The organism is Rhodococcus sp. T2V, from assembly GCF_029269925.1.
GTDB classification, from domain to species: domain Bacteria; phylum Actinomycetota; class Actinomycetes; order Mycobacteriales; family Mycobacteriaceae; genus Rhodococcus_F; species Rhodococcus_F koreensis.
This window is the reverse complement of record NZ_JARJBD010000009.1, coordinates 75,342-88,019: the sequence shown is the minus strand read 5'-3', so window position 1 is coordinate 88,019 and position 12,678 is coordinate 75,342. Positions and strand designations below refer to the sequence as shown.

The 12,678-nt window shown below is 68.1% G+C and carries 12 protein-coding genes; 7 read left to right on the top strand and 5 right to left on the bottom strand.

The features are described from left to right. Positions 1 to 95: 95 nt before the first annotated feature. The 5 genes from P3H15_RS10715 (at position 96) to P3H15_RS10695 (ending at position 5,610) form a co-directional block, all read left to right on the top strand. A complete protein-coding gene (locus P3H15_RS10715) occupies positions 96 to 851 on the top strand; it encodes a bifunctional 2-polyprenyl-6-hydroxyphenol methylase/3-demethylubiquinol 3-O-methyltransferase UbiG (protein ID WP_276137292.1) in 756 nt (251 codons plus the stop codon). A gap of 2 nt (positions 852 to 853) precedes the next feature. After that, entirely contained in the window at positions 854 to 1,741 is an 888-nt protein-coding gene (locus P3H15_RS10710; protein ID WP_276137211.1) for an ROK family protein, read from the top strand. 80 nt (positions 1,742 to 1,821) lie between these two features. Further along, positions 1,822 to 2,991, top strand: coding sequence for a phosphotransferase family protein (locus tag P3H15_RS10705; protein ID WP_276137210.1), 1,170 nt, complete (start codon positions 1,822 to 1,824; stop codon positions 2,989 to 2,991). Next, positions 2,988 to 4,133, top strand: a complete 1,146-nt coding sequence (locus P3H15_RS10700; RefSeq protein WP_276137209.1) for a hypothetical protein — start codon at positions 2,988 to 2,990, stop codon at positions 4,131 to 4,133. The genes P3H15_RS10705 and P3H15_RS10700 overlap by 4 nt, the downstream gene beginning before the upstream one ends. Positions 4,134 to 4,161: 28 nt before the next feature. Next, positions 4,162 to 5,610: an aldehyde dehydrogenase gene (locus P3H15_RS10695; protein WP_276137208.1), complete on the top strand. Its 1,449-nt coding sequence runs from the start codon at positions 4,162 to 4,164 to the stop codon at positions 5,608 to 5,610. Between the two features lie 68 nt (positions 5,611 to 5,678). Here the strand turns inward: P3H15_RS10695 and P3H15_RS10690 are convergent, their stop codons facing one another. From P3H15_RS10690 to tnpB, 5 genes are all read right to left on the bottom strand, one after another. Then, a complete protein-coding gene (locus P3H15_RS10690) occupies positions 5,679 to 6,179 on the bottom strand; it encodes a hypothetical protein (RefSeq protein WP_276137207.1) in 501 nt (166 codons plus the stop codon). A 151-nt stretch (positions 6,180 to 6,330) separates the two neighbouring features. Further along, complete coding sequence (locus tag P3H15_RS10685; protein ID WP_276137206.1) at positions 6,331 to 8,160, bottom strand: phosphoenolpyruvate carboxykinase (GTP); 1,830 nt, start codon at positions 8,158 to 8,160, stop codon at positions 6,331 to 6,333. Positions 8,161 to 8,434: 274 nt separating this feature from the next. After that, the gene (locus tag P3H15_RS10680) at positions 8,435 to 8,746 is read right to left on the bottom strand and encodes a DUF6802 family protein (protein ID WP_276137205.1); all 312 of its coding nucleotides are present in this window, start codon (positions 8,744 to 8,746) and stop codon (positions 8,435 to 8,437) included. Positions 8,747 to 8,907: 161 nt separating this feature from the next. Next, a complete protein-coding gene (locus P3H15_RS10675; protein ID WP_276137204.1) occupies positions 8,908 to 9,498 on the bottom strand; it encodes a hypothetical protein in 591 nt (196 codons plus the stop codon). Positions 9,499 to 9,624: 126 nt separating this feature from the next. Further along, positions 9,625 to 11,061, bottom strand: coding sequence for an IS607 family element RNA-guided endonuclease TnpB (gene tnpB / locus P3H15_RS10670; protein WP_276137203.1), 1,437 nt, complete (start codon positions 11,059 to 11,061; stop codon positions 9,625 to 9,627). A gap of 102 nt (positions 11,062 to 11,163) precedes the next feature. Between tnpB and trmB the strand changes: the two genes are divergently transcribed. Then, positions 11,164 to 11,940 (top strand): tRNA (guanosine(46)-N7)-methyltransferase TrmB, encoded by a 777-nt coding sequence (gene trmB, locus P3H15_RS10665; protein ID WP_276137202.1) that lies wholly within the window; start codon positions 11,164 to 11,166, stop codon positions 11,938 to 11,940. Further along, the gene (locus tag P3H15_RS10660; RefSeq protein ID WP_015888977.1) at positions 11,937 to 12,668 is read left to right on the top strand and encodes an NYN domain-containing protein; all 732 of its coding nucleotides are present in this window, start codon (positions 11,937 to 11,939) and stop codon (positions 12,666 to 12,668) included. Before trmB ends, P3H15_RS10660 begins: the two co-directional genes overlap by 4 nt. Positions 12,669 to 12,678: the final 10 nt, after the last annotated feature.

Below are 12,678 nucleotides of genomic sequence, written 5' to 3'. Positions count from 1 at the left end.
TCGGTCGCATTCCGCCCGATGTTGCAGCCACCGCGAACGGATTGCCGTCCCGGCGGCTGCACTCGCTAAGGTTCAGTCTCGTGACGACGCCTCCCGTGACCCGGCGATTCGGTCGACGGGCAACCCTGAAGAGGTCGTTCGGCCTGCTCAGCGACTTCCGGCACGAACAGACCGCGCCCGACCTGTTCTACGGCGCCCTCGCCCGCGACTCCGTCGAACTGATCGGCGACCTGTGGGGCGGCCTCACCGACTCGGATCTCACCGGCACGACGGTCCTCGACGTCGGCGGCGGCCCCGGCTACTTCGCGGACGTGTTCCAGCAGGCCGGCGCCCGGTACGTTCCCGTGGAACCGGATCCGTCCGAGATGCACGCCGCGGGGCTCGCGGTGGGCGGCGCCGTGCGCGGGTCGGGGCTGGCGCTGCCGTTCCGGACGTCGTCGGTGGACATCTGCTTCTCGTCCAACGTCGCCGAGCACGTCAGCGAACCGTGGGCAATGGCGGAGGAGATGATCCGCGTGACGAAACCCGGTGGCCTGATGGTGCTGTCGTACACGTTGTGGTGGGGCCCGTTCGGCGGTCACGAGACCGGACCGTGGCATGCACTGGGCGGCGAGTACGCCGCCCGGCGTTACCTGCGCAGGAACGGCCGGGAACCCAAGAACCGCTACGGTGTGTCGCTGTTCAAAGTGGGTGCGGCCGACGGGCTTCGGTGGGCCCGGCGCACCCCGGACGCGGAGTTGCTGGCCGCCTTCCCCCGCTATCACCCGCGCTGGGCGTGGTGGATGGTGCGCGTCCCCGGACTGCGCGAGTTCCTGGTGAGCAACCTCGTTCTCGTGATGCGGAAGCGCTGACCGTGGTCGCGCTGGCACTCGACATCGGCGGCACCAAGATCGCCGCCGGGATCGTCGGCACGGACGGCACGGTGCCGCACCCCGTGACCACTCCCACGCCGGCGGCCGGAGTCGCGGACTGTTGCGCCGCCCTGCTGCGCGAGGTCGCGGGAAGCGCGAAGATCACGTCGGTCGGCATCGCCTGCGCCGGACCGGTCGACACAGTCGCCGGCACCGTGTCGCCCATCAACATCGAGGAGTGGGCGGGCGGATTCGGCCTGGTCGGCGCCGTGCAGGACCTGTTCCCCGGCGTCCCCGCGCGACTGGCCATGGACGGCGCCGCGTCCGCACTCGGCGAGCATCACCACGGCGCCGGCCGCGGCGCCCCCGACCTGCTGAGCCTCGTCGTGTCCACCGGCATCGGCGGCGGGGTGATCCTCGGTGGTCGCATCGCCACCGGCCGGACCGGCAACGCGGGACACATCGGTCACCTGGTGGTTCCCGGCGGGACCGACCCGTGCACGTGCGGCGGGGTCGGGTGCCTGGAGACGGTCGCCAGCGGACCGTCGTCCGTGCGCTGGGCCCGCTCCCGCGGATGGCGCGGGACGACGGGCGTCGAATTGGCGCGGGCCGCCGCGGACGGCGACGGGGTCGCGGTGGCCGCCCTCGACCGCGCGGGGACCGCACTGGGGCAGGCGATCGCGTCGGCCGCGGCCCTGCTCGACGTCGATCTCGCGGTAATCGGCGGCGGATTCGCGCAGGCCGGACCCCCGTTGTGGGACCCGATGCGCCGGGCCGCGGCCCGTCACGCCCGGTTGTCCTTCGTCGCCGATCTGCGGGTGGTGCCCGCCGAACTCGGCGCCTCGGGCACGCTCGTCGGCGCGGCGGTCCTGGCCGCCGGCGAGGGCTGACGCAGCGGAATCTCCTCACCTGTTCCGAAATTCTGTAACGTGTTCTAGTGTTCAGGGTCACACCACGTTCAGGAGAGGAGGTGACCGTGAGCACGAGCGCAACCCGATCTGCCGACGACTCCGATCACCAATCCGAAGTTGCCCGGCCCAGTGACTCCCGTCGCGATCCGGAGGTGCTGCGGGAGGCGCTCCAACGCTGGCTGGCCGCGCAAGTGCCCTCCGACGCCGCACCCGAGGTCACCCACGTCCACCTCCCCGACGCGAACGGGATGTCGAGCGAGACCATCCTGTTCGACGCCACCTGGTCGGGCGAGGTGCACCCGCTGGTCGCACGCGTCGCGCCCGCCGACACGACGATGCCCGTCTTCCCCGACTACGACCTCGACGGACAGTTCCAGGCGATGACGCAGGTCCGGGAACACTCCGCCGTCCCGGTCCCGGCCGTCTACTGGTCCGAACCCGATCCCGGGCCGCTGGGCGCCCCGTTCTTCGTCATGGCCCGCGTGTCCGGGCAGGTCCCGCCGGACGTGATGCCCTACAACTTCGGGTCGTGGGTGACGGAGGCGACCGAGGAGCAGCGCGCACTGCTGCAGCACAGTGCCGTGAATGTGCTTGCGCAACTTCACGACATCGACCGGCCGTGGGAGCGGTTCGCGTTCCTGCGGCTGCCCGGCGCCGGCCCCACCGTCACCGAGGCGCTCGCCGCGCACATCCGGCAGCAACGCGACTACTACGAATGGACGACCCGGTCCGGCCCCCGGTCCCCGCTGATCGAACGCGGCTTCGCATGGATGGAGGAGAACCTCCCGGACGACTCCTCCCCCGCCGTCTTCTGCTGGGGTGACGCCCGCATCGGCAACATGATGTTCGAGGACTTCCGGCCGGTGGCCGTACTCGACTGGGAGATGGCCACGCTCGGGCCCCGCGAACTCGACCTGGGCTGGATGACATACCTGCACCGGTTCTTCGAGGACATCGCCGCGGCCGCCGGACTCGACGGGATGCCCGGCTTCCTGCGCCTCGACGACCTCGCCGCCCTGTACGAGGAACTGACGGGCCACACGCCCCGCGATCTCGAGTACTACACCGCCTACGCGGCCCTGCGGCAGGCGACGATCATGCTCCGAATTCAGGAGCGCGCCATCCATTTCGGACAGGCCGTCGCCCCCGAGGATCCGGACGACATGATCATGCACCGCGCCTCGCTCGAGGCGATGCTCGACGGCACGTACTGGGAGAAGATCCGATGACCGCCGACTACGCCGGAAACCCGCTGTCCCCGATGGACGACTACCCCATCCATCAGGTGGCCGAACCCATTCGGCGGGTCGCGACGTCCGACCGCAACTTCTACGACCGCTACTACTTCAACTGCTATCCCTCGGGCGAGTCCGACCTGTTCCTCATCATCGGTCTCGGCCAGTACCCCAACCTCGGGGTCACGGACGCGTTCGCGGTGCTCCGCCGCGGCGACGACCACATCGTCGTCCGCGGGTCGGCGGCGCTGGGCCACGACCGCTCCGAGAACACCGTCGGACCGTTCCGCGTCGAGGTCCTCGAGGGGCTGAAGCGCCTGCGCGTGGTACTCGCACCGGGCGACTACGACCTCTCCTTCGACCTCACCTTCGACGGCGCGATCCCCGCGACGCTCGAGCCCCGCCACTTCCGCAGGCAACTCGAACGGGTCACGTTCGACACGAGCCGCTTCGTCCAGACCGGCACCTGGGCAGGCGAACTCACGATCGACGGCGAGAGCCGCCCCGTCACCCCCGACACGTGGCGCGGCAACCGCGACCGGTCGTGGGGAGTGCGCCCCGTCGGCGAGTCCGAGCCGCCCGGACGGCGGGCGGTCGACGGGATCCAGAACTTCTTCTGGATCTACTCGGTGATGCAGTTCGAGGACTACGCCGTCTCCGTCGTCCTGCAGGAGGACGAACTCGGCAGGCGCATCGTCGAGGAGGCCGTTCGCATCTGGCCGGACGCCGACCGCGAACCCGAATGGCTGGGCCGACCCGAACACGAGCTGAAATTCGAGCCCGGGACGCGCGACGTCACGTCGGCGTCGCTGAGTTTCCACCGGCCCACCGGCGAGGTCGTCACCGTCACCTGCGACCTGCTGGTTCCCAACTACATCGGCATCGGCACCGGCTACGGGCTCGAGGCCGACTGGCGTCACGGCATGTGGCAGGGCGAACTCGTGGTGCAGGGACTGCGCAAACGGGCGTCCGAGATCGAGCCGGGACTCCGGATGTTCTGCCCCGTCGACAATCTCACCCGATTCCGGCTCGAGGACGGCGGCGAGACCGTCGTCGGGACCGGGCTGTTCGAGGTCGCGGCGATCGGGCCACACGCACGATACGGATTCGACAATTTCACCGACACCGCCTCCTGACCGGGGGAACGACACGAGGAATGGACTCATGACCGACTACGACAAGCTCTACATCGGCGGCAAATGGGTGGCCCCGGCCACCGACCAGGTGCTCGAAGTGTTCTCCCCGGCCACCGAGGAACTGATCGGCAGCTGTCCCGTCGCGTCGCCTGCCGACATCGACGACGCCGTCGCCGTCGCCAGGCGGGCGTTCGACGAAGGTCCGTGGCCGCAGACCACTCCCGCGGAGCGCGGGGAGATCCTCGCGAAGGCGGCGAAGCTCATCGAGGAGCGCGGCGAGACCCTCAACGCGCTGATCTCGTCGGAGATGGGTCAGCCGCCCGCGATGGTCGGGATGATGCAGCAGACGCCGTCGCTCGCGACGCTGAACTTCTACGCCGGTCTCGCGAACGAATTCGAGTGGGAGCAGACCCGCACCGGCGTGTTCGGCCAGACGAAGGTGCTGCGGGAGCCGGTCGGTGTGGTGGCCGCGGTCCTCGCCTGGAATGTGCCGCTGTTCCTGGCCGTCAACAAGCTGTCCCCGGCGCTGCTCGCCGGCTGCACCGTGCTGCTCAAGCCGGCGCCCGAATCTCCGCTCTCCACACACGTTCTCGCCGAGATCTTCGCCGAGGCCGGGGTCCCCGACGGCGTCATCTCCGTGCTGCCCGGCGGCGCCGAGACCGGTGAATACCTGGTGTCGCATCCCGGCATCGACAAGATCACGTTCACCGGCAGCAGTCCCGTCGGCCGCAAGATCGGGGCCATCGCCGCGCAGAACCTCAAGCGCTGCTCCCTCGAACTGGGTGGCAAGTCGGCGGCCATCATCCTCGAGGACGCCGACCTCGCGTCCACGATGCCGATGCTGGTGATGTCCGGGCTGATGAACACCGGGCAGGCGTGCGTCGCGCAGACCCGGATCCTCGCCCCGCGGTCCCGCTACGACGAAGTGCTGGACGCCCTCGTCGCGGGTGCCGGATTCATGACCGTCGGCGATCCGTCCGACCCGGCCGCGCAACTCGGGCCGCTGATCTCGGAGAAGCAGCGCGACCGCGTCGAGGGCTACATCGCCAACGGCAAGGAACAGGGTGCCCGCGTGGTACTCGGCGGCGGCCGCCCGGAGGGCCTCGACAAGGGCTGGTACGTGGAGCCGACCATCTTCGCGGACGTCGACAACTCGATGACGATCGCCCGCGAGGAAATCTTCGGACCCGTGCTGTCCGTGATCCCCTACGACTCCGAGGACGAGGCGATCAAGATCGCCAACGACTCCGACTACGGCCTCGCCGGCTCGGTGTACACCACCGACATCGATCACGGTCTCGCCGTCGCGAAGCAGATCCGCACCGGCACGTACGCCATCAACTGGTACGCATTCGATCCGGGATCACCGTTCGGCGGCTACAAGGCCTCCGGCATCGGCCGCGAGAACGGACCGGAAGGGCTCGAGGCGTTCTGCGAGACCAAGTCCGTCCTCATGCCGCCCGGCTACACGGGGTAGGCGGCTCCGCCGCCCGTGAGTGGTCGACGAGTCCAGAGACTCCTCAACCACTCACGAGCCCGGAGGGCCTAACTGCCGAACTGGACCCCACCGAGCGGGCCGCCGACCAGGACGATCTGCGGCATCGTGGTCTGGGGATTGGCGACGGTGGTCAGCGACAGGCATTCGCCGAGGACCGCGTAGGCGCCGTCCGGAAGTTCCGGAGTGGTGAACGTCTTGACCGCGTCGCCCGTGGCGTTCGCGAGGACGCGGTCGATCGGGTTGGTGGCCCACGCGACGAATCCCGGTTCGAGAACGACGGTCGGGTCCGCGAGGACCGCGGGCAGCTTGGTGGCGTCGAATGCCACGGCGCCGCAGGACTGGGCGTCCAGCAGATTCAGGACGTTGGGGTTGGTGACGGTGATGTCGAGGGTGCTTCCGTCGACCGCGGTCACCACGGTGGGAGGCTGCACTTCCGTGGCTGCGGAAGCGGTCGCCGGCATGGTCATGGCTACGGTGGCTGCGGCTGCGGCAGCGAGTGCGGCACCCCCGGCGAGTCGTTTCATGCCCCTGCTGGTCCCTGTCTGCATCTGCAATCCTTTCGTCGCGTGCGAGCTTCGAGAATCGAGGCTTTTACAAACCGAATGGTATGCGTTTACTACAGAAACCTCCCCGAAACGACGAATGTCACAGTGGTTCAATCGAACTGAACCACTGTGACATTCGGTCACCGGGGACGGACTAGCCCAGGCGCTGCTTCAGGGCCTCGAACTCGTCACGGATGCCGGAGGGCACCTTCTCGCCGAGGAACTCGAACCATTCCTCGATGAGCGGCAGCTCCTTCTTCCACTCGTCGACGTCGACCTTCAGGGCCTCGTCGACGTCGTCGCCGTTGACGTCCAGCCCGCCGAGCTCCAGATCGGCTGCGGTCGGAACGAACCCGATCGGGGTGGACTCGGCGCCGGCCTTGTGCTCGATGCGGTCGACGATCCACTTCAGCACGCGGGAGTTCTCACCGAAACCGGGCCACAGGAAGCGGCCGTCGTCGCCGCGACGGAACCAGTTGACGTAGAAGATCTTCGGCAGCTTCTCGGAATCCGCGTGCTTGCCGAGGTTGATCCAGTGATTCAGGTAGTCGCCGGCGTTGTAGCCGATGAACGGGATCATGGCCATCGGGTCGCGGCGGACGGTGCCCACGGCGCCCTCGGCGGCAGCGGTCTGCTCGGACGACAGCGTCGCACCGAGGAACGTGCCGTGCTGCCAGTCGAAGGACTCGCTGACCAGCGGAACCGTGGTCTTACGACGTCCACCGAACAGGATCGCGGAGATCGGCACACCCTGCGGGTCGTCCCACTCGGGGGCGAGGATCGGGCACTGCGACATCGGGGTGCAGTAACGCGAGTTCGGGTGCGCGGCCTTCTCGTCCGACTCGGACGTCCACTCGTTGCCCTTCCAGTCGACGAGGTGCTGCGGGTCTCCCTCGAGGCCTTCCCACCAGACGTCGCCGTCGTCGGTCTGCGCGACGTTCGTGTACAGCGAGTTGCCGGCCTCGAGCGTCTTCATCGCGTTCGGGTTCGACCCGTAGTTGGTGCCCGGCGCGACGCCGAAGAAGCCGTACTCCGGGTTGACGGCGTACAGGCGGCCGTCCTCACCGAAGCGCATCCACGCGATGTCGTCACCGAGGGTCTCGGCGCGCCATCCGGGGATGGTGGGCTGGATCATCGCGAGGTTGGTCTTGCCGCAGGCGCTCGGGAACGCGGCCGCGATGTAGTACGGCTTGTCCTCCGGGGAGATCAGCTTGAGGATCAGCATGTGCTCGGCCAGCCAGCCCTCGTCGTGGGCCATCGCCGACGCGATGCGCAGCGAGTAGCACTTCTTGCCGAGGAGGGCGTTTCCGCCGTAGCCGGAACCGTAGCTCCAGATCTCGCGGTCCTCGGGGAAGTGGGTGATGTACTTGGTGTCGTTGCACGGCCACGGGACGTCGGCCTGACCCTCCGCGAGAGGTGCGCCGACCGAGTGCAGCGCCTTCACGAACGGCTTGTCCTTGCCCAGCTTCTCCATCGCGGCCGTGCCCATGCGCGTCATGATGCGCATGGAGACGACGACGTACTCGGAGTCCGTGATCTCGACACCCAGCTTCGGGTCGTCGGCCCCGAGCGGACCCATGCAGAACGGCACCACGTACATGGTGCGTCCGCGCATGCTGCCGCGGTAGAGGTCGGTCATGAGCGACCGCATCTCCGTCGGGTCCATCCAGTTGTTGGTGGGCCCGGCGTCGATCTCCTCCCGCGAGCAGATGTAGGTGCGGGACTCGACGCGTGCGACGTCCGACGGGTCCGAGTTGCCGACGAACGAATTCGGCTTCTTCTCGTCGTTGAGTCGCGTGAACGTGCCGGCCGCGACGAGCTGCTCGGTCAGTCGATCCCATTCTGCGTCCGAGCCGTCGGCGAAGACGACGCGGTCGGGCTGAGTGAGTTCGGCAACCCCTCGAACCCAGGCGAGCAGCTCACTGTGCTCCGTGGGGGGCGTGCCGTCAGTTCCGTTCAGACCGGGAATGGTCGCTGAGGTCATCAAACTCTCCTGGGGTGAGCCGGAACCGGACCATCTGCCGTCCGCTGAGAGAACCTCGCAGCGTGTGCCAGACGGTCCGATTTCCCCTCTCGGCGGGGTCCAGCCAGGCCGTCCATGCCACATGGAAGACGCGGGCGCCGGGTGTCCTATCCCTAGAGGTTAACGCCGCGAGTCCCGTCTCGGGGAATCGGGTGCGGTTGGAATGGTCACAGAAACGATTCAGTAGCCCTGCCAGGAGCCTTTCCCACGTCTGGAGTGCGGATTTCGGGGATGGTCAGCCGCTACCGAGAGTCCCACCATCGGTCCGCTCCCAGTGCACGACGCCGTCGCCGTCGCGGCGAAACTCCCACGACGCGTAGTCGCCATCCTCGTGGATCAACGTCAGATGGTCTGCGTCGCCGTCCGAGTCGAGGTCGGAGGCGATGACGACGGCATCGCCCGCGTCGAAGGTCTGGGTGTCGAGGACGCCGTCGCCGTCGATGTCGTGGGTGGGATCGGTGAGCGCGACCAGCCCGGAATCGTGGCCGAACGTGTTCGGATCGAGGTCCGGCACGTCCGGGACCAGAAAACTCTCAGGCGTCGCCACCGCGGTCTCCCTTCGAATTTCGGACCAGATTCCCACCCAAAACAAGACATATCAAGATAATTCAACACGATCCCACATAAAGCGGGCGAACACCGGTCGGGCACCTATGCATTCAAACGTTCGCCGCGCCGATTCGGTTCCCCGGCCGGCCTGCGGACCTCCTACAGTCCCCGGTCGACCGCCGCGAGGTCGCGTTCGCACGACGACAACTGGCCGCTGTGTCGCGCGGCCAGCCGGCGGAGTTCACCGTCGATCCGGGCGACCCGCTCGTCCACCTCCCGGGCGGCGACCCTGCTCTCGGCGATGACCGCCTCACTCACCCGGGTCTCCGCCGCCAGCAACCGGGCGAGCACGAACTGCTCCCACTGCGGCCGCACGTGCACCAGCGCCTCGGTCGCCCACTGCCGCACGTGGGCACGCTCGGCGACGTGCGCGCGCGACCGCGTCAGCCACCACGCCGCGACCGCGCCCAGCGCGAGGGTGAGCGGAATGGTCGCGATGTCGAGGGCGGGCACCATCGACAGCGGCGAGACCACCAGCCTGCCCAGACCGAGCCCGGCGGACGCACCGATCAGGATCGTCATCCGGTCTTCCAGTCCGCGGTGCCGCGGTTCGGGCCCTTCCGGCACCACCGGTTCCGGCAGCGGAGCGGCGGCCTCGGGATCGGAGGCGGCGACGCCTGCACGCGACCGTAGGTCGTCGAGGCGCCCGGTCACCGCGGCATCGACCGCACCACTTCTCTCGCGCACCATATCGGACAGCCGGCCGGGATAATCCGCAAGCGTCCCGCGGCCCGGCGCGGTCGATCTCGGCGCCGGCGGCGTTCCCGCACGACCCTGCGACCGCCCCCAGGGGGGTGCCCATGACGCAGTCACCGTTCAGGAAACGTGTACAAACGAGTCCTGAGTCGACGCCTCACGGTGTCGACGTTGGCCTGCACCATGCGGTGCGGGTCTTCCCGTGGCAATACCCGTTGCCCACGTGGTGCGGGACTGACATGGGTTTCCATCGGGCTCGTTTTCCGTCGCCCCGCAACTCGGGGAGGACGCCTGCACCAGGGCCGCGAGGTTGCGGGCCGCGTTGAGGTCACGATCAATGCTCATCCCGCAGGATTCGCAGACAAAGGTGCGTTCGGACAGGCGCAGCTTGGCTTTCACCACACCACATACCGAACACGTCTTGGAGCTGGGATACCACCGGTCCGCGACCTGCACCCGCTGCCCGGACCAGGCGGCCTTGTACTCGACCTGACGACGGAACTCACCCATCCCGACACCGGCGATGCGCCGGGCCAACCTTCGGTTGTGGATCATCCCGGCCACGTTCAGGTCCTCGACCACCACCACGGTGTGCGAGCGGACCAACCGGGTCGAGAGCTTGTGCAACCCGTCGCGGCGGGCGTTCGCCACATGCGCGTGCAGACGCGCGATCCGCGCCTGAGTCTGTTGCCACCGCTTCGACGGCTGCTGCCCGGTCCGACGATCGGGGCGTTGCCGTCGGGCGGCCTGCCGCCCGAGCCGCCGCAACTCGCGTTGGGCGTGTTCGAGGTGTTTCGGGTTCGGCACCACCTCGCCGGTGGACAGGACCGCGAGGGACTTGACCCCCAGGTCCACTCCCACCACCGACTCCGGCAGCGTCGTCGCCGGGTCGGATCGTTCGACGTCCACGGAGAAGGACACGAACCAACGACCGGACCGGAACGTGACGGTGGCCGACCGGATCCGTGCCGTCCCTGCCTCGATGCGGCGGGCGAGCTTGCGGGTGGACTCGTGGGTCCGCACGATCCCGATCCGGGGGAGTTTCACGTGCCGGCGATCGGTGTCGACCAGCCCGAATGCCCCGGTGGTGAACCGGCACGACAACGGTGCGCGCTTGCCCTTGAACCTCGGGAACCGCACCCTGGACCCCCGCCGGTTCCCTGCCCGTGAGCTGGACCAGTTCGTCAGGGCCGTCGCCAGGTTCGCCAGCCCGGACGAGTAAGCCTCCTTCGAGTTCTCACCCCACCACGGCGCCGCCTCACCCTTGCCCCGGTTCCAGTCCTTGCGCAGGCTGTAGGCCGACCACGACATCGACGGGGTGAGTTGCTCGCCGGTCACGCCGTAGGAGCGTTCCGCCTCGCGTTGATCCAGGTTCGCCCTGACTTGCGCCAGTCCCCAGTTGAACGCGAACCGCTGACCACCACAATGCGACCGCAACGCCGTCTCCTGCGCACAGGTCGGGTCGAGCGCGAACCGGTATGCCTGCAGCACCGTGTTCACCCGCCACCCCTCATCGAATACGCGTTCGATGCTACGGGGACGGTACGACAGCTTCATACCGCGCCGATTCCGTCAGACTCGCACCGAGTCGCTAGCGGGCAATCGCGCAGGCTGGGCACCGGATTACCGAAAAAGTCTCAAGTTGAACTTCAGACCCGTATGCCAGAAACGCCCCTCATGCGTGACAATGGTCCGGTGAACCACGCTGATCAGGATGCACCCGCCGGCCCCGAGGAGGGGCAGACGAAGGACTCGAAGGGGTCCCGTCTCCACCCGAGGGTGACAAGTTTCCGCTCGCGCAGGGGCGCCCTGACCGCCGCCCAGCAGGAGTCGTGGGACCGGCAATGGCCCGTGATCGGCGCGGACGTCTCGGACAATCGCCTGGACGCGCCGTCGTGGTTCGGCAGGGACGCGCCCCTGATCCTCGAGATCGGCTCGGGCACGGGTACCGCCACCGCGGCGATGGCGAAGGCCGAACCGCACGTGAACCTCATGGCCGTCGAGGTCTACCGGCCCGGGCTCGCACAGTTGCTCCAACAGATCGAACGGGACGCGATCCCGAACATCCGGGTCCTGCGCGGCGACGCCATGGATGTCCTGGAGAACATGATCGAACCGGAATCGCTCACCGGAGTCCGTGTCTTCTTCCCGGACCCGTGGCCGAAGGCCCGCCATCACAAGCGGCGCCTGCTGCAGGCCCCCACTTTCGCCCTGATCGCGAGCAGGCTGAAGGCTGGCGGTGTGTTGCATGTCGCAACAGATCACGCCGAGTACGCCGAGGCCATCGCCGAGGCAGGCAACGCGGAACCCCTCCTGACCTCCCTCGACTGGGAATCACCCATGACGCACGAGCGTCCGGTGACGAAGTTCGAAGACAAGGCCCACCAGGTCGGCAGTGCGATCACCGAGTTGATTTGGGGGAAGATCAGGTCATGAGCGTCAGCGAGCAGTACACCGACACAGCCGGCACCGCCCCGGCAGGCACCGCGGTGTCATCAGGATCTCCCGTGGTGGGTGCACGTGACGGGCGCCACCAGAAGCGGGTCCTTCTCGTCTGGGACGCACCCAACCTCGACATGGGTCTCGGCGCCATCCTCGGCGGCAGGCCCACGGCCGCCTACCGGCCACGATTCGACGCACTCGGCCGCTGGCTGCTCTCCCGGACCGCGGAACTGTCCGCGTCCGGCACCGACACACTCGAACCCGAGGCGACGGTCTTCACCAACATCGCGGCTGGCAGCGCCGATGTCGTGAGACCGTGGGTCGAAGCCTTGCGTAATGTGGGATTCGCGGTGTTCGCCAAGCCGAAGATCGATGAGGACAGCGACGTCGACTCCGACATGCTGGACCACATCGCGCTTCGTCACGGCGAGGGGCTGGCCGGTGTCATGGTCGCCTCCGCCGACGGTCAAGCATTTCGCGAACCGTTGGAGGACATCGCCGCGACCGGCATTCCGGTCCAGATACTCGGGTTCCGCGAGCACGCCAGCTGGGCGGTCGCGTCCGACCTTCTGGACTTCGTCGATCTCGAGGACATCCCCGGCGTGTTCCGGGAGCCACTGCCTCGGGTCAGCCTCGACACACTGCCCGACGAGGGTGCCTGGTTGCAGCCGTTCCGACCGCTTTCCGCCCTGCTCGTCGGGCGGAAGAGTGCTGCCGAGTAGGAGTTGATCT

Coding starts and splice junctions, on each gene's coding strand:
- P3H15_RS10700 (WP_276137209.1), top strand. CDS start 2,988: ATGACCGCCGACTACGCCGGAAACCCGCTGTCCCCGATGGACGACTAC.
- P3H15_RS10695 (WP_276137208.1), top strand. CDS start 4,162: ATGACCGACTACGACAAGCTCTACATCGGCGGCAAATGGGTGGCCCCG.
- P3H15_RS10690 (WP_276137207.1), bottom strand. CDS start 6,179: ATGCAGACAGGGACCAGCAGGGGCATGAAACGACTCGCCGGGGGTGCC.
- P3H15_RS10685 (WP_276137206.1), bottom strand. CDS start 8,160: ATGACCTCAGCGACCATTCCCGGTCTGAACGGAACTGACGGCACGCCC.
- P3H15_RS10675 (WP_276137204.1), bottom strand. CDS start 9,498: ATGGTGCGCGAGAGAAGTGGTGCGGTCGATGCCGCGGTGACCGGGCGC.
- tnpB (WP_276137203.1), bottom strand. CDS start 11,061: ATGAAGCTGTCGTACCGTCCCCGTAGCATCGAACGCGTATTCGATGAG.
- trmB (WP_276137202.1), top strand. CDS start 11,164: ATGCCAGAAACGCCCCTCATGCGTGACAATGGTCCGGTGAACCACGCT.
- P3H15_RS10660 (WP_015888977.1), top strand. CDS start 11,937: ATGAGCGTCAGCGAGCAGTACACCGACACAGCCGGCACCGCCCCGGCA.